The organism is Flavivirga sp. 57AJ16 (assembly GCF_028736925.1).
Taxonomy (GTDB): Bacteria; Bacteroidota; Bacteroidia; order Flavobacteriales; family Flavobacteriaceae; genus Flavivirga.
Genome location: NZ_JAQZAT010000018.1, coordinates 37,885 through 63,735, shown reverse-complemented (window position 1 = coordinate 63,735; position 25,851 = coordinate 37,885). Strand labels below are relative to the sequence as shown.

Genomic DNA, 25,851 nt, shown 5'->3' with positions numbered 1-25,851 from the left:
TTTAAAGTGATACTTGTAGCCCTATGTTATATACTTTTTGGGTAGGGTAACCCAATCCATTTCCTCCCATTTCTGTATCCCACAGTTTAAACCTACTGAGCGAAAACAAATTGGTGCCAGAGAAATAAATCCTAAATCTTTGCATACCCCACCTGTCTACAATTAACTCTCTTGGCAATGAAAAACCCAACTCTACTTGTTTTAACCTAAGAAATGCGCCATTTCTCATAAACCAAGTACTTCTTACAGTATTATTTTCAACAGCTTGTGGAGATAGCCTTGGCCACAATGCATACACATCCTGATCTGCTTCAGACCAATGGCTATTGGCATAGGCGTTTAACAACGCATTATTTCTAACATTTTCCTCCCCAGCAAAAGGGGAAGTGGCATTGGAATCGATCCAAAAAGACACTCTATCTGCTCCTTGGAAAAATGCTGATAAATCGAAATTTTTATAGCCCATTGAAAACCCTGCTCCATAAACAATTTCGGGAACAGTAGGATAACCAATAGGAACTTGGTCTCTAAAATCTATAATACCATCCTCATTAATGTCTTTATATTTAATGTCTCCGGCACCATATATTCCAAATTGTTGAGGAGAATTGAGTGCTTCAGCTTCATCAACAAATAATCTTTCTGCAATATACCCCCATTGCTGATTTATAGATTGACCAGCTCTTTGTAACCAAGGCATATCTGAATAATCAGGTTCTTCATATACTTTAAATTTTCCTGTGGCATATGTAAAATTAATTCTACTAGAAAACCAAAGTGAATTTCCAAAATCTTGGTTATAGTCAATAGAGAAATCTATTCCTTCACTTTCGGCCTTACCAACATTTGCCCTAACAGCAGCCTCTAGACCCAGACTAGGTGGTATATAAGCCCTGTCCATCAAAATATTTTCCCTTTGTTCGGAAAAGACATCAGCTAAGATTTTTACTTTATCGTTGAACAGATTGAGCTCTAGACCTAAATTGGTTTTTTTGGCAAGCTCCCAAGTAATCAAACTGTTTTCATATCTGTCAATACTTACGCCAGGTCTGAAATAATCCAAATCAGTACCAAATGTATACCCTCTTCCCCCGTTATCAACATTCACTCTTGATAGATAGAAAAACCTATCGTTTATGTCTCCAATGGCATCGTTACCAACTTCGCCATAGGTTAATCTAGCTTTAAGATAACTAATAGTTGGTTTTAAAGATTTAAAAAAAGGTTCTTCAGATATAGTCCACCCAATACCTGCTGAGGGGAAGAAGCCAAACCTGTGGTTTTTATCAAATCTTTCAGAACCATTATAGCCAAAATTAAATTCTACAAAATACTTTCGGTTAAAAGCATACGAAAACCTTCCGGAAACTCCCAAGTTTCTGTAAGGTAATGAGTTTTGAAGACTGCCTGTATTGTTTCTTAAAGATGATCTTGCATTTAAAGCCAATAACCCAGCAATTTCATGTTTTTCATTAAATGTTCTGTTATAATCAATTGTACCAACAAAGTCAAAAGATGTGGATACATTTGGAGCATTTTCACCATAACTTAGATATTCAGTCCCGTCTTCTATGTTAAGAGGTGCCAATGTGTATTCATTGGTATCTTCGTTATAAAAGTTAATTCTATAAAAGTATGGATTGTATTGTCTGTTAACATCAAAATCAGAATTACGGGTTGTGTTTAACAACATCCTTCCTTTAAGACCATCTGTTATCATGGACAAATCTTGCTTAACCTCAAATTGGGATAAAAGTATTGTTTTACTATATTGCCTGTAACCTCTTACTAAATCTGAATATGGGTTTAAATAATTTCCATCACCGGCATTACCAAATAAAATATGGTTGGTTTCTAGATTAGCTTCATCTGGTTCAAAATATTTAGGGAACAAGACTGGGTTTGTCTCTCTTATTCTGGTATAAATATCTGCTCCTCCAAAAAGTGGTCCGGTATAATCGTCATAAGCACCATTGAATCTAAGTATAACTTCGGTAGTTGGAGTTAAATCTATATTGATATTAGATCTAACAGATAGTTTGTTAAGATTAATATTGTTGTTAAAGTTATTTCTTTTGTCTACTTTAAGTAATCCCGTGTCATTAGTGTAAGATAAAGACAGGTAGTATCTAACTTTATCACCACCACCATTAAGGTTTAAATTAACTCTTTGGTTTTGTGTGTAATCCTTTAATAGTTCTTCTTGCCAATCTATTGCAGGGTAAACCATTGAGTTAGTGCCTGCGATAGTATTTTGGATTTTTTTCTCGGTATAGGGCAAAGGCAAAAAACTATTACCAGGTAGAGCATTTCTAGTTCTCACGGCCTCGTTATGCAATCTCATATAAGTAATCGGGTCTGCAAAATCTATATTTCTTGTAGCAGAGGAAATTGAATTTTCGTAGCGAACAGAAACTTTTACTTTGCCTGCCACACCAGATTTTGTTGTAACCAATATAATTCCATTTGCGCCCCTAGCACCATAAATGGCCGTTGCAGTGGCATCTTTAAGAATAGAAAAGCTTGCTATATCTTCGACTTGTAACCTTGACAGATCATCTACTGATAATTCAACGCCATCAATTAATATAAGAGGGTCTTTTTTATAACCAAAAGTTGTAACACCCCTTATAAAAAATTCTGCATTATCTGCACCTGGCTCACCAGTTCTTTGATAAGAAATTAATCCAGAAAGCCTTCCTGCTAAAGCTGTTGTTAAGTTACTTGAAGGTATTCGAATTTCCGACGGACTTATTGATTGCACTGAACCTACAAGATTTCTTTTTTTCTGGGTTCCAAACCCAACAATTACTATCTCGTCAAGGTTCGCGGTATCTATCTCCAATACAATAGTTAGGCTTGATTGGTTTTTTACAGAAATCTCTTTTGTTTTGTAGCCAATGTATGAAATAACCAATATAGCATCGTCGTTAAATAGTTTTAATGAAAATCTGCCATCAAAATCCGTTTGTGTACCATTTTTGGTGCCTTTTTCTAGAATACTTGCCCCAGGTAACAGTACTCCTTCGGTATCTGTTATTACACCTTCTACTATTAGATCTTGCTGAGGCGGTTTATTTTCATTTGTTGGTTTGTTTTCTTTTGGAAAAGGGTTTTCGTTTTGCTTTAGTATTATTTGCTTTTTAACAGTTTTATACAAAATGTTAGTGCCTTTAAAAAGCCTTTCTAAAACTGAAGACAGTTTTTCGTTATTGGCATTTATAGATACTATTTTTTTGTGATTAACGTAATCGTAATCGTATATGAATTTAAAATCTGTTTTAGATTCTATTTCATTTAATACTTTTTCTATGCTAACGTTTTCAAGGTTTAAGGTTATTTTTGTTTTTTGAGCATAGCTTTCTTTTGCTTGTAGTTGAAACAAAGAAATCAATAAAAATAAGGTGGTTAACTTCATTTTTAATTCAAAGTTTAGTGGATAAGAAATAATCCTCTTTAACCCAAGTATTTTTTTCATATTTTTGTAATGTAATTATGTGGTTTAGTTTAATTAACCACTACTCATAAATCGGAAGATGTTCGCAGCATCTTTCGATTTTTTTTATCTCTAAAACCTAATTGTTGAACTTATAGTGAATAAGTAGATAAAATAGTGGTTGTCTTTTTTTACAATTGATTGTGTTTAGTTCGTTTTCGTATTTATTGCATAGGCACTTGTTTGTTTTAGTTAATTATTATTTTGTTGTCGTTTATGGTATAACTTATTCCGTAATATTCTTTAAATACCTCAAACACTTCGTCAATGGTTTCAATATCAAAACTGGCCGCTATATTTTTTTTGTTTAGAGCTACATTGTTATTAATAATTTCAACATTATAATGACGTTCTAATTTTTTAATAATATTATTAAATGATGTATGGCGAAAAATAATTCTACCATCCAGCCATGCAGTACTCATTTCAATATCAGCCTTTTCAATATTTAAATCGTCATTGGTTTTATTCCAAACTGCTTTAAAACCTGGAGCTAGCATATTTGACGTTTCAGAGTTGTATTCTAAATCTTTTTCATAAATACTTACTGAACCTTCAACCAATACTGTATTTATGCTCTTGTCTTCTGGATATGATGTTACATTAAACTGTGTACCCAAAACTCTAACATTAATTTCATCAGAGTTTACAATAAAAGGGTGTTCGGTATCTTTTTTTACGTTAAAATATGCCTCTCCATTTAAAAACACTTTACGATTTTCCCCTTTAATAAATTTAACAGGGTATTTTAATGAAGAACCTGCATTTAGATTAACCGCAGTACCATCAGAAAGTAATAGTTCAAAACGTTTTCCATAAGGTACTGTTAAGGTATTGTAGACCAGCTCTTCTTTTACTGGGCTATTCAATTTATTAGCATAAACTATTTTGTTGCCTTTTTGGGTGCCAACCAAGTTACCTTTATTATCAACAATGTCCAAAGCCCCTTGTTCATCAATTATTTCAATATTTCCATTGTCCAATTCAATGGTTATATTTTCATTGGGCACTATTAATTCTGTTTGTTTTAAGAAAAATGCTTGCTGTAGAAAATAACCCAAACTTAAAAAAGCAACAACTACAGCTGCATATTTTAAATATGGCAGCAATGAATAGGTTTTCTTATTTTCAGCATTAATTTTAGCTTCAATTTTTGACCATGATGTTTTTATAAATTCATCCTTTTCACCCAATATAGAACTGTTCCATAAATCTTCTTTATTTTGGTAAGAGTCTAAAAAGTTGTTCAAAAGTTTCTTTTCTTCAGCTGAACACTTGTTGTTGATGTACTTTTCAAAAAGCTCTTTTACTTCTTTTTTATTCATTTTTATCTATTAGAAAGGTTGTGCTGTTATTATTAAGTAACAAAATAGAGGACATGGTACACGTTAAAAACATACTTTTTTTAATTTTTCTTTAAAAAAGTGTATTTAAAACTGCTAAAATGAAGGTTTTTTTATTTTAAAATTGCTAAAATGAAAATAACGCTGATAACATACCCATGCTTATGAAGATCCTTTTTTATACTGGAAATAGCTTTTGAGATTTGGTTTTTAACTGCTTGGATTGAGATTTCTAATTCTTCTGAAATTTCTTTATGGGATTTATTTTGGTATCTGCTCAATTCAAAAATTTCCTTGCATCGATTTGGTAACTTGCAAAATGATGTACGAATGGCTTCTTCTAGTTCTTGATATTCCATTTCTTTTGAAACACCAATCGATACATCAATAATATTAAGTCTTGTTATATCCTCATAGGTCATTTTTTGGTCCCTAAAATAATTGAACAATTGGTATTTTACAGCTCCAAATAAATAGGACTTAATATTTTTTATTTTATTGTTTTTACGTTTTGTCCAAAAATCTATGAATATGTTTTGAACAAGGTCTTCGCAAATTTCTTTGTTCCTTAAAACATTAAATCCATATGTAAACATTTTAGCCGAATACCTGTAATGTAACTCTCTAAAAGCATGCGAGTTACCAAGGGATATTTGTTCAAGAAGCTCTTTGTCGCTATATGATTTTAACATTTTTGAACTGAAAAATTATTATTGAAGTGTGTACAATATTAAGTAATTTTTATTAATAGGTTGATGGTAAAGAGAAATATACGGTCCTTTTGCCATCAATTCATTAATAAAACACATTTATTATTTGGACTTCCTATATTAGACTGGACATAAAGATGAGAGCATCTGTTTACTATTTATTATTTAGCTATTAGTAAGAAGAAAATCAAAACATTACACCTTAGAATTTAAACAAAAAGCAGTCGAGTTGAGCAATGAACCATTGAATGATCTTTTGGGTTTTTAATTGCTATAATCGGAAGTCAAATTTTCTTCAATTATCGTAATAAAAGATATAGTAATAAACTATAAAAAGCCTGCTTTTAGTAAACATGACTGAAAGTACAATAGTACTTAAAATAGTTATGTATAAACAGCTTGGCATATAAACCGTACGTTGGCCTCATGAACTACCATTTTTAATCAGATCATATGTTTTTATGAAATAGCTTGTTTTATAAGTGATGAGCTTTTATCTGAAAGTTTTAGCTTTAAGGCTTCCTTATGCCCATCTTCAGACATTTTTACCCAGGTTTTTTGAAGAATATCTACGATCTTTTCATCTTCATGCTTTTCGGCAAATTTTAAATTATAAGAACTTTTACTTTGTTATACCATTTTTAGTTGTACAACTATCCTTTAATAGTGAGAACTTTATTAATTTAACACATCCTAAACTTGTTTAAAAATCTCGAAAACGTTCATATTTTTATTATTCCCGTTAAAAACGGCCTATTAAATAAGTTACATTTAAGTTTAAATTTTTTGATAATGAAAACGCAGATAACAACTAAAAACCCATACACAAACAAAGTCTTGAAAACTTATGATTATTTCACTGATGAAGACATCTCTAAAGCATTAAATCTAGCCAATAAAACATTTCAATCCTGGAAAACCGAAAGTCTTTCTAATAAAACCACATTGCTAAAAAATGTTGCAGAAAACTTATCCTTAAATAAAGAGAAATACTGCCGGCTTATAACTATGGAAATGGGGAAACCAATTACCGAAAGTTTTGCCGAAATTGATAAATGTATTTATTTATGTGATTTTTACATTGAAAATGCTGCACGCTTATTATCAGATGAAATTATTGAAACTAATGCACAAGAAAGTTTTATTTCTTACGATCCACTTGGATGTATTTTGGGTATCATGCCTTGGAATTTCCCATTTTGGCAAGTCCTTAGGTTTGCCGTCCCAACATTAACTGCAGGTAATACCGTTATTTTAAAACATGCCTCGAATGTTACTGGATGTGCTTTGGCCATTCAAGAAATTTTCGAGAGTTCGGGATACCCAAAAGGATGTTTTACAACTTTACTAACCGGTCATGATACTATCGAAACTATTATAAAAAATGATATAATAAAAGCCATATCGTTAACCGGGAGCGAAAAATCAGGACGCAAAATTGCAGAAATTGCAGGAGCACAATTAAAAAAATTAGTGCTAGAATTGGGCGGAAACAACGCTTGTGTAATTCTTAACGATGCTCATTTAGAAAAACATATAGATACTATCGTTAAAGCCAGAATGCAAAATACGGGGCAAAGTTGCATTGCTGCAAAACGCTTTATTGTAGAAGTTGGCATCTATGATGAATTTTTAGAAAAGTTCACCAAAAAAATTGAAGCCTTAACTTTTGGAGATCCAATTTTAGATGATACCGAAATAGGCACTTTGGCACGAGAGGATTTAGCAGACATTTTAGAGGATCAAGTTAATAAATCCATGGAGAAAGGCGCGCATGTGCATTACGGTAATAAAAGAGACAAGACCTACTATCAGCCCACAATTTTAACGGGAGTTACCAAAGACATGCCCGTGTTTACCGAAGAAACTTTTGGTCCAGTAGCTGCAATTATAAAAGCATCTACTAAGGAAGAAGCTTATAAGATGGTTAATGATACCAAGTTTGGTTTAGGCACCATGATTTTTACAGAAGACACAAAAGATGCAAAACAACGTATTATTGACATTGAAGATGGTGCGTTTTTTATAAATGAAATGGTAAAGTCTGATCCCAGACTACCTTTTGGAGGCACTAAGCATTCAGGCTACGGACGCGAACTTTCAAAAGAAGGTATTTTGGCCTTCACTAATAAAAAAACAGTTTATATTAAATAGTTCCACTACCCTATTTTCGAAGAAAACTAAAAACCACGACCATAATAGCTATAGCTAAGTCGCTATAAAATGGCATAGAATATTTAGAAATAAAAAATTGAGGTTCAAGGCAAAAAGCGTAGGCATAGCCTAGTTACGGCGAGTGTTTTTAACGAAGAAATTCGGTTTTTTACTCTGAAGGTTCATGTTATTTTATATTGATTTAGCTATATATAATTAAAGGCGTCATTTAATTGGAACCCCATAGCTTTTGTAGGCAGAGATCATAATTATGAAACGTATAACAACTCTTTGTTATGACATAAAACAAAACTTGGTGTTTTTAGTAGCTAAAGCGAAGTGCACTATAGTACATATTAACCATTCTTGAGATCAAGAAAGCAATAACTGTAAGCTCTCTTTTCTTTGCTCCATAGCTAAACTTATTAGCGATAAAACAATTTAATCAACCTACTAACACATAACAATCAATCAATTAACACCTTTCTATCATTTGAGTCAATCCTATTTTTTTTAGCGTTAATCGTTTTTACAAAAGATGGTTAATTTAACGGTAGAACAAGTATTACTAATACTTGATACTAAAAATTAATAATCCTAAAAACAAAAAAAATTATGGGAATAATAAGAGATAAAAAGAAGTTTAAACGCACTAAAGAACAAACAAATCCAACAAACCCAACTGGAAATGTAAATCAAAATACAAACCAATTTGATATTGATAAAAAAACCATAAAGGAACAACAAAACAAAAAATGATTCATATACATGTCTTTTAAAGAGATCCCTTTTCCAGTCAAGCCATCAGCAAGTTCAAGAACTTCCGTTGGTCCTAAAACTTTTTTTTAGGATCGCTGCCTCTAATAGCACAGGTACCACCATATTCTTTATTATCTGCTATGGCTACTTTAGTTTATGCTGAGCCTTTTTGACTTTTAGTTTATACGTAGTCAAAGTACTCAGCATAAACTATAGACGAAGTACTCAATGTGACAAAAATGTGACAAAAAGGAACAAATTTCCTTAACTTAATGACATTGACGCTAGCATCCTAGGGAGAAGATCAAGCATTAAAACCTATCAAAAAAACCTACAAACGGATGAAGCACCATAAATGGCCTTTTCATCATAACTATTTTTGAAATTTAAAGAGCAGCCTGTTTTTCATATTGGGCGACGCGCTAAATCCTTTAAAACGATGTATTTGAGATTGAGGTCCAAAATATTCAGCAGATTGGAACTTTGTTCCTACTGGAGGTATGGCATCCATAAATGAAATATTACCCGATGGATATGGCGGAAATGTATGATTATTTTTTACATCATAATTACTTTGAATACGTGGTGTGAACAAATGCAGGAATATATCTTCGGATGTACTGTATACTTCAAACGGCGTAGGACAATTAAGCTTCATACCATAAAACAATGAATAATAACCTTTAAATTCAGGATATTCCCATACTTCTCCAGTTATGGCATCATTGTACTTTTTATCCCAAATATTCAATGTCCCACCTTTAAGCCTATTGTTGTAAACTCGGTACGGACCATTTGCAAATAATTTAACTCCTTCAATGTCCTTTTCAGGAAAGTTAAATGTTATTCCAGTCATCACGGTTTTATCCCTTGGTCTATAATCATAATCCAATTGCAGAATACTGTTTTTTTGCATCGTCCATGAGAACCTGTAGGCATTCCATCCATTTGGGTATGAATATTCAACATCAATTTTGAACATTCCATCTTTAAAACCTGAGGATATTTTTTTAAGTTTTATAGCTCTGTCAGTTATAAAAATAGGTCCATCGGATAATGGAATAATGCCACTTGCATTTTTAACTTCTTTGAGCAAACCTGTAGCTTTGCTAATCTTTACAGTAATATCTGGTGTGGATAAAATATAAAGTGAATCATTTTCAGCTTTATTAACTTTAGTGTTTTGAGACGGTTCAATGTTTAGTACCCTTTCAGCAAAAAAAGAAGGCGCATTTAACTCATAACTCCAAGTATGTATTTCATTTCCATCTTTATCCATAGCCGTAAGATTTAACACATCAAAATCGCTCCAGTTTTTGGGTAGGTCTAGTTTAAGTTCTCCTTGGTCTCCCGGCGCGATTGAAGGCGCTTCTATCTTAACTTTTTGCACGTCGTTATCACCGTCGAGCGAATTAAACCTGGTAAGGCTAAAATGAAAACTACATGCGTTTGTATTTGTAAAGTCATATCGGTTTTCTATGGTAAGGTTTCCATGCCATTGTGGGGTAATATATTTTTTTTTCACGAAAATGGGCGACCATATTTCTTTTATAGTATAAAAACTACCTTCCTTTTCGCGATATGGCCCTAGTATTCCATCAGCACCGTGGGATTTATCAGTATCAAGCACCCCTCCTTTATCGGTTCGCACAATACCTTCATCGGCTAAATCCCATAAAAACAAACCAGCAGAAAGCGGGTTTGACAGCATTAAATTCCAAAAATCGTCCAAACCAGCACCGTGGCCACCATCATACAAACCATGCAATAATTCGGTAGGCATAAAAATATCACGCCCATTGAACATGTTTTTTATCCCAGAACCATAAGAAATATAATGAACGGTATTTATGCCATCATGAAGTCCATAAGGATGTAATACGGGTCGTTTTTGAATATCCAACTGCTTAAATAAAGGATCAAAGTCATGATTGAACCCGCCCTCGTTTCCATTTGCCCAAAAAATAACAGAAGGATTATTTAAATCCCTTTTAACCATTTCATTCACAAGAATGGTTCCTACTTTTGTATCGTATGGGGGGTGTTGCCATGCACAAAGCTCATTGATAATATAAAGCCCCAATGAATCACAAAGCTCTAGAAAGTGTTTATCTGGAGGATAATGGGACATACGAACAGCGTTCATATTCATTCCTTTTATCAGTTTTATATCCTCCAAACTTTGTGCTTTGCTCACGGTACGCCCCGTATTTGGCCAAAAACAATGCCTGTTAACCCCTTTAAACCTTATTTTTTTGTTATTGATATAAACACCGTCCCTTTCACGTACTTCGATAGTGCGGAACCCAAAACGTTCTGTAACTGTGTGTAGCTTCTTTCCTTTTTGACTTACAGAAATAACAGCATTGTATAGGTTAGGTGTTTCTGCAGACCAAGGCTTGATACTAGATATTTTTGAGGAAACAGTTATTTTTTTGGTATTATCTGAAACTGTTGCTTGAAACCTGCCTACTTTTTTTCCAGAGTTAGTTTCATGTATTTCAACATCAACTGTAGCATTAGATATAGATTTATCTAAAAACAATTCCATGTTAAAAGAGCCATCATGTTTGGCATCAATACCTGAATATTCAATAAAGGTTTTAGGAACAGCTTCTAAATATACAGGGCGGTAAATACCTCCAAAAATCCAAAAATCTGCATTACGTTCTGCAGTATTGACCGAAGAATTTGAAGACATCTTACTGACTTCAACTTCCAGCTTATTTTTAGAAGTCATATTGATTAGATCAGTTATTTCTCGCTTAAACCGATAAAACGATCCCTGATGAATATCTCCTGCCTGTTCTCCATTTATTTGAATTTTAGTATCGGTCATCGCACCATCAAAAACAATAAAAATGCGCTTATCTTTCCAAGATTTAGGAACAGAAAAAGAAGTACGGTATAATCCTTTTTCTGAAGATTTATTTCTAGAATGGCCATAGTCATATTCTCCAAACCCCTCAGTTTCCCAACATGAAGGTACCCTTATCTTTGTCCATTCACCACTTTTCCTTCCTGACGTACAGTAAAAATCCCATTCAATGTTGTCTTGAGCGCTGTTGCCCGAAAGCATTAATTTTTTGGTTTCTTGACAATGTAATACAAAACTTGTAAGAAGTAAAATAAGACAAATGGTATGCTTCATGTTTTAAATTTTATGTCGTTTATATTTAAACTCGAATTACTTTAGAATCAATGGTTGGGCTCATAAAAAAAGAACAAGCATCTTTTTTGAAACGACTTATAGAGACGTTCTAGTTTTTTATTTCTTTAATAAATTCTGCTAATATTATTAATTAAATCGATTTATGCTAAAAATTATATTTAAAATATGACTTAAAACCAAACTGGAAATAACTAGACTTTATTTAAAATTATTGTTGTCCGATTAAAGCTATTGGCTTTTATTTGAAGCCCATCTATAATAGTATTTGTAAAAGCATTACAGATTAGACGCCTTGCTTTTAATACAAGTAAAAACAATCAATAAATATTTAGGTTTCAGGAAGTAAAACAATAGTGGTGTATCTGTTTGTCAGTTAGTTACAATCAAGTCCTTGTTCTTGGTTCCAATAGCGAAGCGGTCTTACGTCTTTAGTCGGACACTAATGGTTTTGAATTTCTAAAAAATAGTTTTAGGAAATGATAAGTAATGCTTTGCAATAAGCAACATCTACCCCAAGTAACACGCAATCAAATATTTGTTGTTTTATGTTTTTCAAAAAATAAACGTCGTGAACTTCTGCTTTTGTAATATCTTCTTCTTTTATTGAACTGACTTCGCTTAAATTAAATTAGGGATTTGTTGCTTGTTACTCTCTTTAAATAAGAAGTTTTCACTATCAATAGACATAAATTCAGCTATTAGACTTAATACAACTACTTCTGGATCAGACATTTTTTATTTTTTACCAACATCCAATTTATTCTCTAATTTACAATTTAAAGAATTTATAACGTCTAAAACTCTAAAATAATTTTTCAAAATATTTGACATAGATATTGGTTGTTATAAAATTTTAAAACCCTTAATATCAGAATCTTAACAAAGGTATAATTAATATTTTTTTACTTCAAATAATTAAAACAGAAAAACCGCATACGGTTTTTCTCTCATTCAATCTGTATGATTTATAAATACTTTTATAAAAAAGCATTAATTTTTTTTTATTAACTAAAACGTTTTACTAGATTTGTATAAACTACAACTAACTAACTAACTTTTAAGACATTTATGAAAAAACTACTCTATTAAACCAAAGGAATAACTGCTTTTGTCTCTTTAGGTAAAACTATGTTTTTCCAAAGTAATACCAATTATGAATTAAAATGAGCTACAGAAAACGACATTGCTTATTTGTTTTTGCCAGCTGCGTGTTATTTGCATAGCCTAAGCTATGGAAATGATGAGCAAAGTGATAAAACGAATTAATAAATGAGTTTGAATTGCGTATTTTAATTCTTAATTGGTATAATTTCTATTTCAACAACAATCTTCTTCTCTTAAATTAAGTGTACTTACTCATTCTAAGTAAACTGGACGACCTCTCATATTTCCAAAGAGGAGAATAAAAACTAATTAAACTAACTAAAACTAAATTTATGAGAAAAGTTACAATCTGTTTATTAATTTTTGTATTTGGGCTAGCTCATGCCCAAACGCAAAAAAAAATCGTCACAGGAACTATTTCAGACGAGAATGGCCTGCCTTTACCCGGAGCCTCTATTATTGTTAAAGGTACTACCAACGGACAAGCTGCTGATTTTGATGGCAATTATACCATAACAGCAAAAAGTACTGACATTTTAGTGATTTCCTATGTTGGCTACAAAGACAAAGAGTTAACTATTGGAGATCAAACTACAATCAATATTACTTTAGAAGTTGACCTAAATAGCTTGGATGAAATTGTTTTGGTAAGTTTTGGTGAACAAACAAAAAAGAGTGTGATTTCTTCAATTAGCACCGTGAAACCATCTGAACTCAAAATTCCTTCAAGTAATTTAACCACAGCACTTGCAGGTAGAATACCTGGTTTAATCTCTTACCAAAGAGGGGGTGAGCCAGGAAATGATAATGCAGAGTTCTTTGTAAGGGGTGTTGCCACATTTGGTTATGGTTCAAGCCCATTGATTCTTATTGATGGCGTTGAATTAACCATTGATGATCTTAGAAGACTCCAACCTGATGATATCGATTCTTTCTCAATTATGAAGGATGCCTCTGCAACAGCTTTATATGGTGCAAGAGGTGCCAATGGCGTCATTTATGTTACCACAAAAGAAGGTACACAAGGCAAGGTGAAATTTTCAGGAAGATTTGAAACTTCATTTTCTATGCCAACAAAAGACATTGAATTGGCAGACCCTATTACCTATATGAAAATGGGTAATGAAGCTGTTAGAACACGTGATCCGTTAGCAATATTACCATATTCTTTAGAAAAAATAGCTAAAACTGAAGCTGGAGCCGATCCTATTTTATACCCAACTACAGACTGGTATAACACGTTATTTAAAGATTATACAGTAAATAACCGTTTTAATTTTAGTATGAATGGTGGTGGTCAAAAAGCGCGTTATTATGTCTCTTTAGCAGGTAGTCAAGATAATGGTATCTTAAAAGTACCTGACGATAATGAATTTAATAATAATATTAAGTACAAGCAATATAATGTACGCTCTAATATTAATTTAGATTTAACCGAAACAACTGAATTGAAATTGAGTTTCAATCTTAATTCTGACGATTTCAATGGTCCTAGACAAGGTGGAACAGAAACGTATAAACGCGTGATGCGAGCTAACCCTGTTTTATTTAGGCCGTATTATGCTAATGAAGGCGAGTACGAATTTACTAATCATGTTTTATTTGGAAATTATAGCGATAGCGCAGATGGTGGTCCATCTTATTTAAATCCGTATGCAGACATGGTGGCTGGATATACAGAAGGAACACGCACAAAACTTATTGCTCAAGTACAAATTTCCCAAGATTTGGATTTTTTAACTAATGGGTTGGATTTTCAATTTATGTTTAACACAACAAAAGAATCATCTTATCAAGTCGATAGGGCCTACAATCCTTACTTTTATTCAGCACGTGAAGATTTAATTAATGGAGGGATTGCATTAACACCTTTAAATGAAGAAAGTGGTACGGAGTATTTAGACTTTAACCAAAGAGATAGATATAGTGCTTCAACTACATATGCTGAGTCGAGATTAACTTATTTTAAAGATTTTGACGAAAAAAATACAATATCCGGTTTAGCGGTATTTACTTTAAATAACAGGTTAGCTTCCTTACCGGAAAATGATTCCAGAAATTTAGAAAAATCATTACCTTATAGAAATATGGGTTTGTCGGGTCGTCTGACTTATGCATACGATCAAAAGTATTTTTTCGAATGGAACTTTGGATATAATGGTTCCGAAAGGTTTGCAAAAAATGAACGTTGGGGCTTCTTCCCATCACTTGCAATAGGTTGGATGGTCTCTGATGAAAAATTTATGAAAGGAACCGAAAACATTATTACAAATTTAAAGCTTAAAACCTCTTATGGATTGGTTGGAAACGATCAAATTGGCAGTGCAGATGACAGATTCTTTTATTTATCAAGAGTGGAGATGAATGCAGATGGTTATACATTTGGCGAAGATTTTGATAACTCTCAAAATGGTGTTGAAATTCGGCGTTATGGAAATGATCAAATAACATGGGAAACAGCTAAAAAATTCAATTTTGGTATTGAATTAGGTTTATTTAATGATTTAGACATTAATGTAGATATTTTTAGTGAAAAAAGAGCAGATATTTTATGGGATCGCGTTCTACCTTCAACATTAGGGTTACAGTCTGGAGTAAAAGCAAATATAGGAGAGGCTAAAAGTAGTGGTATTGATGGATCGATAGTGTATACAAAAGCATTTAGCAGTGGGGCTTGGATTCAGGCAAGAGGAAACTATACGTATGCAACAAATAAGATCACAAAAATTGATGAACCAGATTATTCAGAAACACCCTGGTTATCTCGTATTGGCCAACCTATAGATCAACAATGGGGCTATATAGCAGAACGATTGTTTATTGATCAAAACGAAGTAAATAATTCACCCGAACAGTTTGGAGAATACTCCGGAGGTGATATAAAATATAAAGATATTAACGGCGATGGACGTATTACTGGATTAGACCAAGTACCAATTGGGAATCCTTCACGCCCAGAGATTGTATATGGTATAGGAATATCTGCAGGATTTAAGGGTTTCGATATATCATGCTTTTTCCAAGGTGCAGCAAACTCTACTTTTTGGCTCAATACTTCTAATGGAATTGCAAACTCAGACCCTAACGATTATATCATTCCATTTTGGCAACAACGTCAGCTTTTAAAGGCAATCGCAGATGATTATTGGTCAGAAACAAACAGAAACAGTTATGCTTTATGGCCAAGACTTTCTCCAGAGCGTTTAGAAAATAATTTTGTTCGCAATACATGGTTTATGCAAGATGGTGCTTTTTTAAGGTTAAAACAAGCAGAAATCGGCTATAGCCTTTCCGATAAAATAGTTTCTAAATGGAGAATGAATAAGGTTAGATTTTATGCTTCTGGTACAAATTTATTTGTTTTAAGCAAATTTAAATTATGGGATCCCGAATTGGCAGGTAATGGGTTGGAGTACCCTAATCAACGAGTATTTAACTTAGGTGTAAATGTTTCACTTTAAAAAATTAAAACTATGAAAAAATATATATGTATATCTGTAATTATAATTTCAAGTATACTCTTATCATGCGAAAATGATTATCTAGATGTCGTTCCCGATAATGTGGCAGTACTTGATAATGCTTTCTCTGATAGGTTTAATGCACAAAAATTTTTATATACTGTTTATAGGGCTATACCTGCTCCAGGCGATGAGAACAACCCTGCTATATCTGCAATAGATGAGGTTTGGTGGCCTGAATCTGAAGATTGGAGACCTGGACCAATAATTGCGCAAGGATTTCAAAGCGTGACTTCTCCAGCTTATAATAAATGGGAAGGTAGAGGTACTGGAGATTTATACGTGGCCATTAGAAATAGTAATATTTTCTTGGAAAATATTGGAAAAGTTCAAGGCATGGACGAATATGAAAAGAATCAGTGGCGTGCTGAAGTTAAGTTCTTAAAGGCTTATTACCATTTTTATCTATTGCAAATGTATGGACCAATAGTAATCAATAATGAACTAGAACCTATTCAGGATATACCAGATGCTCCAGCACCAAGAAGAGATAAAATAGATGAAACATTTACTTTTATTGTAGATTTAATTGATGAAGCCATGGAAGACTTGCCTTTACTTTTACAAAATGAATCGGAAGAATTGGGAAGAGTTACAAAACCTATTGCAGCATCAATAAAAGCGAGGATTTTAATGGCTCAAGCTAGCCCTCTTTTTAATGGCAATTCAGTCTATGCCAATTTTTTAAATGAAAATGGTGAACCTTTCTTTCCACAAACTTATGATGCAGAGAAATGGCAAACAGCAGCTACAGCTACAAAAGAAGCCATTGATTTATGCCATCAAGCAGGCATGAGGTTATATCAAAAATCTGATTATGCCAACCCTTTCCCACAATCGGATGTAACACTGTTAAAAGCAACGTTAAGAGGTAGAGTGACAGATAAATGGAATCCAGAGATTATTTGGGGTAGCACTAACGATACATGGGGTATTCAAAACACATCAATACCACGATTGTACAGTTATGTAAATAGCCCTACAAACTCACGTCACGCTCCTACCATAAGAATGGCTGAATTGTATTACTCAAAAAATGGAATTCCAATTAATGAAGATGTTACTTATGATTATTCTAATAGATTTAAGGTAAGAACAGCAGATAATGATGATAAATATCTTATCGAAATAGGTGAGGAAACCGCCATTTTAAATTTTGATAGAGAAACTCGTTTTTATGCTGATTTGGCATTTGATAGAGGTGTTTGGTTTGGAAACGGCAAAGACGGAACAGATGAAGACCCTTGGTATATACATGGCCGATATGGAGAGTTTGCATCTATATTTAACCCGAATCAATACTCTGTAACTGGGTATTGGGCAAAAAAACTGGTAAATATCGAAACCCAAGTTACAGGAGGAAACAACTTTTCACAAGTAAGATATTCTTTCCCTATTATTCGTTTAGCAGATTTATATTTATATTATGCAGAAGCTTTAAATGAAGTAAAGGCAACACCAGATGCGGAAGTTTATGAATATATCGATTTAATTCGTGAAAGAGCTGGACTTCAATCAGTTTTAGACAGCTGGAGCGCTTCTTTTTGTAATAATCCAACAAAACCTTTGACTAAATCGGGCATGAGGGAAATAATACAACAAGAGAGAATGATAGAATTATCTTTTGAAGGTGCCAGATTTTGGGATTTAAGAAGGTGGAAGCTAACAAAAGAATACATGAACAAGCCCATAAGAGGATGGAATGTTCGCGAAAATTTAGCAATAGACTATTATACCCCTATTACGTTATATAACCCAACATATTCCGAAAGAGATTATTTATGGCCAATACCAGAAAATGAAATAATAAGAACACCTAGTATAATCCAAAATCCAGGATGGTAATTAACTAAAAAAATTAAGATTATGAAATTTAAATTATTAGTACTACCGCTAGCAATATTAACGTTATTATTTGCATGCGAAGAACATGAACATGTACCATTATCTTCTGATGGCACAAAACCATCTCCACCAGAGAATATAGTTTTAACTCCTATTAATGGAGGGTTTGACATATCGTACGACATACCAAACGATAATGATCTTTTATTTGTTAAGGCAGTATATACAAATTCGCAAGGTATTGAAGCTGAAGTAAAAGCTTCTAAATTTGGTAATAAAATTCAAATTTTAGGGCTGGGTGATACATCTGAAAAAACTATTCAACTTTATTCTGGTGATAGATCTGAAAATTTATCCGACCCTGTTACCGTTAAAGGATCCCCTTTAACACCTCCCATTTATATCATTCAAGAAACAATGGAGGTAAAAGAAGATTTTGGAGGTGCAAAATTTTCTTGGGTTAACGAATTAAAAACACCTGTAGCTATAGAATTACTGGGCGAAGATGCTAATGGGGAATTAACAATTGTTAAAACACAATATACTGAGGCAGAAACAATATCTACATCCATAAGAGGGTATGAACCTGTACCAACCTTATTTGCTGCCGTGATACGAGATAGATACGATAATTTTTCGGACACTATTTATGCAAACACCCCAGATAAATTATTGACCCCATTATTTGAAGAGCGTATAGACAAAACCAAGTTTGTAAAAATTGTTTTGAACAATGATAACAATTGGAGCGAATGGGAAGGTAGATATGAACACTTATATGATGACGATGTAAATACTATTGTACATACCTTAGGAGGTGAACCTTTTCCACAAACTTTTTCTGTAGACTTAGGTCAAAATGTTATTTTGAGCAGAATCGTTGTTAATATGAGACGAGGTTGGCCATATGACCATGGAAATCCAAAAAAATATAATTTGTATGGTGCAAAAGAGTTTCCTGGTAATGATGGCTACTTTGACAATTGGATGTTTTTAAGAGCATGTGAATCTATAAAACCATCAGGGTTACCAATTGGCACCAATACCGATGAAGATATAGCTCATTTTGAAGCTGGTGATGAATATACTTTTGATGAACCAAATGAAATACGATACTTCCGATTTTCTGTAACAGAGACTTGGGATGGTGCTACATATGTAGATTTTGCAGAAATAACTTTCTGGGGAAGTATTGTTAATTAAATAAAAAAACAAATTATGAAAAAAATTAAATATTATATAGCAATATTGATATTACCTGTATTTATTTGTTTGCTAAATTCCTGTAACGATACTTATGAGTTTCATCAAAAATATATTAGTGAAGGAGAAACTTTATATGCCACAAAAATAGATTCGGTTAAAACTTTACCAGGTAATAATAGAATTAAATTATCTGGTTATTTATCAAACGCATTCGATGTTGAAACCATAACTGTTTATTGGGACAATAAAGCTAATAATCAAGTTTTTTCTTATTCTAAATCTGAAGAGGATATTGATATGATTGAATTAATCGTTGAAAATCTTGAAGAGAAATCTTATGAATTTGAAATATATACAAGTGACTCTAATGGTAATAATTCTATTAGAGTAACTGTGTTTGGAACTGTATATGGAGAAAATTACAGATCAAATTTAGAAGCAAGATTAATAAATAGTTTTAATGTTGATGAAAATGACAACGCTACGGTGAATTTTAATATAGCCTCAGAATTAACACGAGCTACAGAAATTAAATACACGAATCTTAGTGGAACCGAGATAGTGAATACTGTTTTAAATAATGAATCTGAAACAGTCTTAGAACAGGTTGATATGACAGCTCCAATTATGTATAGAACATTTTATGTGCCCATAGCAGCCGATGATGAAGGTCATGAAACCACTATAGATGAATTTGATTCAGATTGGGAAACATTTGTTTTTCCAAGTAACATTGACGCCGTATTTGAAAGCATGTCTATCGAACCCATATTAGGCGGTCTACTTGTAAGTTGGGAAAACGCAACCCATGTTGAAATAAATTTAACTTTTGAAAAAATGGTTGGAGGCAACCCTGTATCTAATACTGTAACTTCAAGTGAATCGGTTGATAGTTTTGTTTTAGGAGGCATGGAAGGAGGCACTCAAAACATTAAAATATCAATAGGGAATTTATTCGGTGCTTTCAAAAGCTTATATTTTGAGGTAACGCCACTGCCTATTATGGAGCTTGATAAATCCTCTTGGTCAATTGTTGATTTTTCTTCTGAAGAAGCAAATGGTGAAGGCCCTGTTAATGGGCATGTTTCGGCAGTTATTGACGGAGATACAGGTACATTTTGGCATTCTCAATGGGACGGTGCCTCACCTGGTTACCCACATCACTTCACTATAGATTTAGGTGAGGAAAGGGATATTGCTCATTTTGACATATATAGAAGAGGGGGTGATGATCGCGGAGCTACTGTTCATGAATTTTGGGTGAGTAGCGATGGCATATCCTTTAATATGGTAGCAGCACTTAATGCTAAATTAGAAAATGACAATGCCTATACTGCTACGGCTGCTGCATTTACTAAAGGAAGGTATGTAAAGTATATTGCTATAGAAGGTCCAAATAATTTTACTCATCTGGCAGAAATTAGTATTTATGGCAACTAAAAATTGTTTTAATATGTAAAAAAGAGGGGATTGAGGTTTTTAATAACCGTCCCCTCTTTTTTGTTCTTTATAACATAAATACCACAAAATAGGAAGTAATACCAAATAAACATCAAAACAACCTATAATGTTTGTTTAGTTCACTATCTTTCATTTTAAAAATAGGTGTTCATGAATCTTCGATTTCTTTTTAGCTCTTATTTCTATATAAAACATGTGCTCAGCTTGACTGGGTATATAACCGTAACGAATGCTATGCTTAGATTTTCTATTTCATCTGATCTAAAAATAATTCAAAATATTTACGGTTATTTTGAAATTCATTTGGTATAAGCCCTTTTGGTATGTTGGAGAGTATTGTTTTTACTGCTCTAAAACCACCTGCGGAACCACCTATTGGGAATATCCAAAAACTCCTTGTCGTATCTAACATAGAAAAATTCATTTTCTGTGTATTTAAAAAATGTCTTCAATAAAATATTAATTCGATACAACAATACATTAATCTCATTACAGTCTAAACAAGAAATTATTTCTGTTTAAAATAGAAGTTTGATATTGCCAATCAAGTTGCAATACTTTCTTGAGAATGTTTTTTAAGGTTTGAAAATTGTTAGGTTTATTTAAGTAAATGCTTGCTCCTGCCAAAAAAGTGGTCTCAATATCCCTGTCAGATGAAAATGTAGAATATATTACAATCGCAATATCTTTAAGCTCTGACTCCTTCTTTAAATGATTTAAACAATCTACGCCACTCATACATGGCATATTAAGATCCAAAAAAAGGATATCGGGCAGTAATACGCCAGGTTTACGCAGGTGCTTTATTAAGTTTGATCCGTTCTCAAACATGGTTATGTTGGCTTCCAATCCAGATTCCTTGATGGCTTCTTTGAAAAGCTCCCTGTCATCGGCATCATCATCTGCCAATATAATATTTAATAATTTCGTTGTCATTTAACTTATTAGTTATATTAAGGATTCAACCTCCTTTTTAGTCTTACAAAGTAAGAAGGAGTAAATCCTGTCGTTTTTTTAAATTGTTTCGAGAGATGCGAACTACTACTGTAGTTTAGCTTATAGGCGATTTCATTTAAACTCAATTATCCTTCTGTCAATAAATCTTTTACATGATCTATTTTTTTTAGAATCAAAAATTGCTCAACAGATAGGGTTTAAGTGTCGAATTATACAAAATAAAGCAAAGATTGTATAATATGTCATTTAACTTGTAAACGTGTTTTTGAAAATTAAATGAATGTTTTTTATCTAAATTATATAAGAATTCTTATACGGTGCTAAAATAGTATATATTTAAAATGCCGTTTGACACTATTCTGCTTTTTTTTAATCCATATTGGTGAAAAGCTCGGTTTATACCAATTTTCATTTAAAAAGATGATTTTTAGTTAATTAATTATTGTTGTCCGATTAAAACTATTGACTATTATTTGAAGCCCATCAATAATAGTATAAGTAAAAGCATTACAGATTAGACGCCTTGCTTTTAATACCAGTTAAATCTATCAAAAAATATTTAGGTTTCTGGATGTAATACAATAGTGGTGTCTCTGTTTGTCTGTTAGTTAAAATCATGTCTTTGTTCTTGGTTCTAATAGCGAAGCGGTCTTACGTCTTTAGTCGGACACTAATGTTAATTAATCCAAAATCCCTGATACCATAAACCACCTATCTTTCGATTTGAATCGACTTCTTTATAAAAATTTAATATTTTCCAATAATGCTCCTGCCGAAATTGAACAAACGATTGCTGAACGCCATATTTCGTATGTTAACTTTATGCACACTAGCGAAACATTTAGTTATTTTAATGAGATTTTATACCAACAAGCTGTACACGTTATTTATCCTGGTGTGGGTATGAATATTATTGAACATAGGAATAGATATAAAAATCATTTATTATGTAACGACGAAGAAAGAGTCGTATTCATTAATAAAGTAAGCTATTGTATTTGAAATTTAATAAAAAACGGTAAACCAATTTCTGTAAAGTAAATACAACACAGGATTATTTATAAATTTATATGAAATACCCTACCGTGAGTACACATCTTAATTAATTGCTTTGTCATTCCTGCGAAGGCAGGAATCCACTCGTTATCTAAAACTCTTTATGTATTTTATAATTCTTCTTTATCTCCTCTATTTTTTAACTAATGTCTATTGGAAAGATGCTTCTAAACATTAGACTTTTTTACTTGTCTAGTGGATTCCTGCCTTCGCAGGAATGACAAACAGTATTTTTTCAAACTCTTAAATCTATTCTGACTTTCTATTATTAATTGATCTTAGACTCTAATTCTTTAACCTTTTTTTTGCTATTTCTTTTTTTACTATTTTTTCCATTCTTTATCAATATTTGGGTACTCACCGTAGTGTCGGCAGACAGGGAGGCACGACTGAAGAATCTAAAACTCTCTTTAGTTCCTTTGGCTAGTACATAAACAAAATTATCTTTTGTTTTCATTCGATCCTATCATGATGAGATTTTTCGCTGTGAGATTCTTCACTTCGTTCTGAATGACAAATTTTATTACTTTTCTGACTGCCTCTTCCTTTTGTTAAAAAAGGTTTTCGCTGCTTTTTTAAAAGTACTTGGTCTGTACTCAGTCCAATGATTGCCCATAGCTAATACTATAACCTTTTATATTCACTTGCTAGGATTTAAAAATTTTGGCTTAATTACTAACATGGCCCAAGCCCAGTTTTGACCACTAGCTGCTGCATCTTCAGTAATGCCCTTAAGCTCATACATGCCATCGCTTGCAAACATTTGCGAATAACCCGCTACTAAAGTATAACCTTTAAACGCTTTCTTAAATACGATGTCAACTTCTGTTCCCAAAGCATTTTCTCCGCTTGGTAGATCTTGCTCTCCACTAAAGTTTAAAGCTTTTACCATCAAGCTAGACGTTTCGCTTAGTTTAAAGTTTGCACTTACGTGAATATCGACTAAACCAATCGAGTTTGCATGATTACCTACATAGAAATAATCCATAAAGCCATTAAATTTGTGGTTAGTTCCATATAACGGGAAGAAAGCACCTGTTTCTCCTGCATCGCCATCATTTCCGCTAATAATTTCTATACCAGCACCTAAACCAACTTTAGGAGCGGCCTTATAGGTAAACTCTAGTCCTAATAAATGAGCGCCTTTTACATCAACTTCACCCTGGCGTTTTCCTGTTTGGATATAAGCATTGAGTGCAGCTCCAAAACTTCCTTTTTTGTAGTTTAAGTGCGTTCCCAAAGTTTGTAGATTACTTACGCCATCTGCGTCGCTGTTAGTATCAAATTCTTGAAAACCATTATTCATTAATAATAAGCTTCCTGTAAAGTTTTCCCAAGTCTTATTTAAATAGGCATACTGCATGGTTTTATATGAAAAGAAGCCTGTTGTATTATAAGCAGTTCCTGTATTTATAAATCCAGTTGGGTTTGAATAATCTTGATTAAAAGCTAAAGCAACATCCAATATAAATTTACCCTTTTTGTATTTAATTAATGCTGCATCATGATTACGACCTTGCTGCGCCCAATCCAAACCGCCTAAAATACGTTGATCATCGTAAGATAATACTTGACGTCCTAATTTAGTAGACCATCCTGAACCTAAATTAATTTCTGCCCATGCTTGAAATATTGCGAAAGAATTATTTTGGTCATAAGGTAGAATTTGCCTGTTCTCTCCCCAAACCATAACATCTTGGATACTAAAATAAAATTTATAAGCTTCGGTTTTATATCCAGCATTTAAACGTGCCCTGGTTGAAATTCCGAATCCTGCATCGGCATCATCTGCTATTAAAGTACCAAATCCATTACGGTACTCTGCTCGTGGTCTAAATTCACCATCTAAAGTAAACTGTGCTTGTGCAAATTGAACTATCAATGCCATTAAGCCTATTAATACATATTGTTTTCTCATGTTTCCTTGGTTTTAAGTTTTAAGTTTTTGTTTGTTACTTATGCCAATTATGAATTAAAATACGCCATTCAAACTCATTCATTAATTCGTTTTTTCTCTTTTCTCATCATTTCCATAGCTTAGGCTATGCAAATAACTCACAGCTGGCTAAAACAAATAAGCTATGTCGCTTTCTGTAGCTCATTTTAATTCATAATTGGTATTACTTTTTTAAAAATTTGTTTGTTTATGACCGTAGTTATCCTATTATGATGAAATTCCCATCTATTTCACAATTTCTAAAATACCAAAATAAGTCTTTTGTTTTCTGCTTATTTAATGCTCTAGAAAATCTATTAAATGTTTTCTATATTTGTAATAATCGTCGTGTTCTAAAACAGCCTTTCGTGTCCTTGGTCTTTCAAAATCTATATTTAAAACATCCCCGATTTTCGCTTTTGGTCCGCTGGTCATCATCACTACCCTATCTGCTAAAAAAATCGCTTCATCCACATCGTGCGTAATCATAACCGCTGTAATTTTTTCTTTATTCCAGATTTCAATAAGTATATCCTGAAGTTCTCCTCTAGTTAAAGAATCCAACATCCCAAAAGGTTCATCCAATAATAAAACTTTAGGTTTTATGGCAAATGCTCTGGCAATACCAACACGTTGTTGCATCCCTTGGGATAATTCTGAAGCCTTCTTATTAAAAGCGTCCTCCAAACCTACTTTCTGTAAATAGTATTTAGCAATATCGTTACGCTGTGCTTTTGTAGCATGCGGAAAAACGTTGTTCACACCCAATAGTACATTTTGAAGTGACGTCATCCAAGACATTAAACTAGGGGCTTGAAAAATGACTCCTCTATCTGGTCCTGGGCCTTTTATATGTTTTCCTAAAACTGAAATATGACCTCCAGAAATTGGATTCAATCCGGCAATCATAGAAAGCATCGTTGTTTTACCACATCCAGAATGCCCGATAATGGTTACGAATTCTTCTTTTTTTATTTGAAGATTCAAATTTTCCAAAACCACATAATCACCTTTTGGGGTTGGATACACTTTCTTAAGGTTTTTCAAATCCAACATCACTTCACTCGAAGGAAAAAGCCCATTATCAGTAATAACCTTGGTTTTTTTATGCTCAATTATAGTACTCATCTC

At 32.9% G+C, this 25,851-nt stretch carries 16 protein-coding genes and 2 pseudogenes; 6 read left to right on the top strand and 12 right to left on the bottom strand.

What is annotated here, in order from left to right; translation table 11 throughout:
• Position 1: 1 nt before the first annotated feature.
• The 4 genes and pseudogenes from PQO00_RS17130 to PQO00_RS17115 all read right to left on the bottom strand — a co-directional run.
• Complete coding sequence (locus PQO00_RS17130) at positions 2-3,478, bottom strand: TonB-dependent receptor (RefSeq protein ID WP_274186083.1); 3,477 nt, start codon at positions 3,476-3,478, stop codon at positions 2-4.
• A gap of 206 nt (positions 3,479-3,684) precedes the next feature.
• Positions 3,685-4,821 (bottom strand): FecR family protein, encoded by a 1,137-nt coding sequence (locus PQO00_RS17125; RefSeq protein ID WP_274186082.1) that lies wholly within the window; start codon positions 4,819-4,821, stop codon positions 3,685-3,687.
• A 131-nt stretch (positions 4,822-4,952) separates the two neighbouring features.
• Positions 4,953-5,531 carry an RNA polymerase sigma factor gene (locus PQO00_RS17120; protein ID WP_274186081.1) on the bottom strand — a complete coding sequence of 193 codons (579 nt, stop codon included), beginning with the start codon at positions 5,529-5,531 and terminating at the stop codon, positions 4,953-4,955.
• Positions 5,532-6,008: 477 nt separating this feature from the next.
• Positions 6,009-6,152, bottom strand: a pseudogene (locus PQO00_RS17115) (DUF4202 family protein); the annotation flags it as partial.
• Positions 6,153-6,341: 189 nt separating this feature from the next.
• Here PQO00_RS17115 and PQO00_RS17110 point away from each other — a divergent pair.
• On the top strand, positions 6,342-7,703 hold the full coding sequence (locus PQO00_RS17110) for an NAD-dependent succinate-semialdehyde dehydrogenase (RefSeq protein ID WP_274186080.1): 1,362 nt from the start codon (positions 6,342-6,344) through the stop codon (positions 7,701-7,703).
• 615 nt (positions 7,704-8,318) lie between these two features.
• Positions 8,319-8,462 (top strand): hypothetical protein, encoded by a 144-nt coding sequence (locus PQO00_RS17105; protein ID WP_274186079.1) that lies wholly within the window; start codon positions 8,319-8,321, stop codon positions 8,460-8,462.
• A gap of 373 nt (positions 8,463-8,835) precedes the next feature.
• On the opposite strand, the gene PQO00_RS17100 is transcribed toward PQO00_RS17105, so the two are convergent.
• Positions 8,836-11,613, bottom strand: a complete 2,778-nt coding sequence (locus PQO00_RS17100; protein ID WP_274186078.1) for a glycoside hydrolase family 2 TIM barrel-domain containing protein — start codon at positions 11,611-11,613, stop codon at positions 8,836-8,838.
• A gap of 532 nt (positions 11,614-12,145) precedes the next feature.
• A pseudogene (locus PQO00_RS17095) lies at positions 12,146-12,366 on the bottom strand (hypothetical protein); the annotation flags it as partial.
• A gap of 704 nt (positions 12,367-13,070) precedes the next feature.
• Between PQO00_RS17095 and PQO00_RS17090 the strand changes: the two are divergent.
• The 4 genes from PQO00_RS17090 to PQO00_RS17075 are packed head-to-tail and all read left to right on the top strand — an operon-like array spanning position 13,071 to position 20,750.
• Entirely contained in the window at positions 13,071-16,199 is a 3,129-nt protein-coding gene (locus PQO00_RS17090) for a TonB-dependent receptor (protein WP_274186077.1), read from the top strand.
• Between the two features lie 12 nt (positions 16,200-16,211).
• Positions 16,212-18,104, top strand: coding sequence for a RagB/SusD family nutrient uptake outer membrane protein (locus PQO00_RS17085; RefSeq protein WP_274186076.1), 1,893 nt, complete (start codon positions 16,212-16,214; stop codon positions 18,102-18,104).
• A 21-nt stretch (positions 18,105-18,125) separates the two neighbouring features.
• Positions 18,126-19,307 carry a DUF5000 domain-containing lipoprotein gene (locus PQO00_RS17080; protein WP_274186075.1) on the top strand — a complete coding sequence of 394 codons (1,182 nt, stop codon included), beginning with the start codon at positions 18,126-18,128 and terminating at the stop codon, positions 19,305-19,307.
• Between the two features lie 15 nt (positions 19,308-19,322).
• Complete coding sequence (locus PQO00_RS17075; protein WP_274186074.1) at positions 19,323-20,750, top strand: DUF4998 domain-containing protein; 1,428 nt, start codon at positions 19,323-19,325, stop codon at positions 20,748-20,750.
• Between the two features lie 268 nt (positions 20,751-21,018).
• Here the strand turns inward: PQO00_RS17075 and PQO00_RS17070 are convergent, their stop codons facing one another.
• The 6 genes from PQO00_RS17070 to PQO00_RS17045 all read right to left on the bottom strand — a co-directional run bounded on the left by PQO00_RS17070 (position 21,019) and on the right by PQO00_RS17045 (position 25,848).
• The gene (locus tag PQO00_RS17070) at positions 21,019-21,195 is read right to left on the bottom strand and encodes a hypothetical protein (protein ID WP_274186073.1); all 177 of its coding nucleotides are present in this window, start codon (positions 21,193-21,195) and stop codon (positions 21,019-21,021) included.
• Positions 21,196-21,260: 65 nt separating this feature from the next.
• On the bottom strand, positions 21,261-21,707 hold the full coding sequence (locus tag PQO00_RS17065; protein WP_274186072.1) for a response regulator: 447 nt from the start codon (positions 21,705-21,707) through the stop codon (positions 21,261-21,263).
• Positions 21,708-21,724: 17 nt separating this feature from the next.
• Entirely contained in the window at positions 21,725-21,853 is a 129-nt protein-coding gene (locus PQO00_RS17060; protein ID WP_274186071.1) for an AraC family transcriptional regulator, read from the bottom strand.
• A gap of 1,199 nt (positions 21,854-23,052) precedes the next feature.
• Entirely contained in the window at positions 23,053-23,241 is a 189-nt protein-coding gene (locus PQO00_RS17055; protein ID WP_274186070.1) for a hypothetical protein, read from the bottom strand.
• Between the two features lie 183 nt (positions 23,242-23,424).
• Entirely contained in the window at positions 23,425-24,702 is a 1,278-nt protein-coding gene (locus PQO00_RS17050; protein ID WP_274186069.1) for an alginate export family protein, read from the bottom strand.
• A gap of 315 nt (positions 24,703-25,017) precedes the next feature.
• The gene (locus tag PQO00_RS17045) at positions 25,018-25,848 is read right to left on the bottom strand and encodes an ABC transporter ATP-binding protein (protein WP_274186068.1); all 831 of its coding nucleotides are present in this window, start codon (positions 25,846-25,848) and stop codon (positions 25,018-25,020) included.
• Between the last annotated feature and the right edge of the window lie 3 nt (positions 25,849-25,851).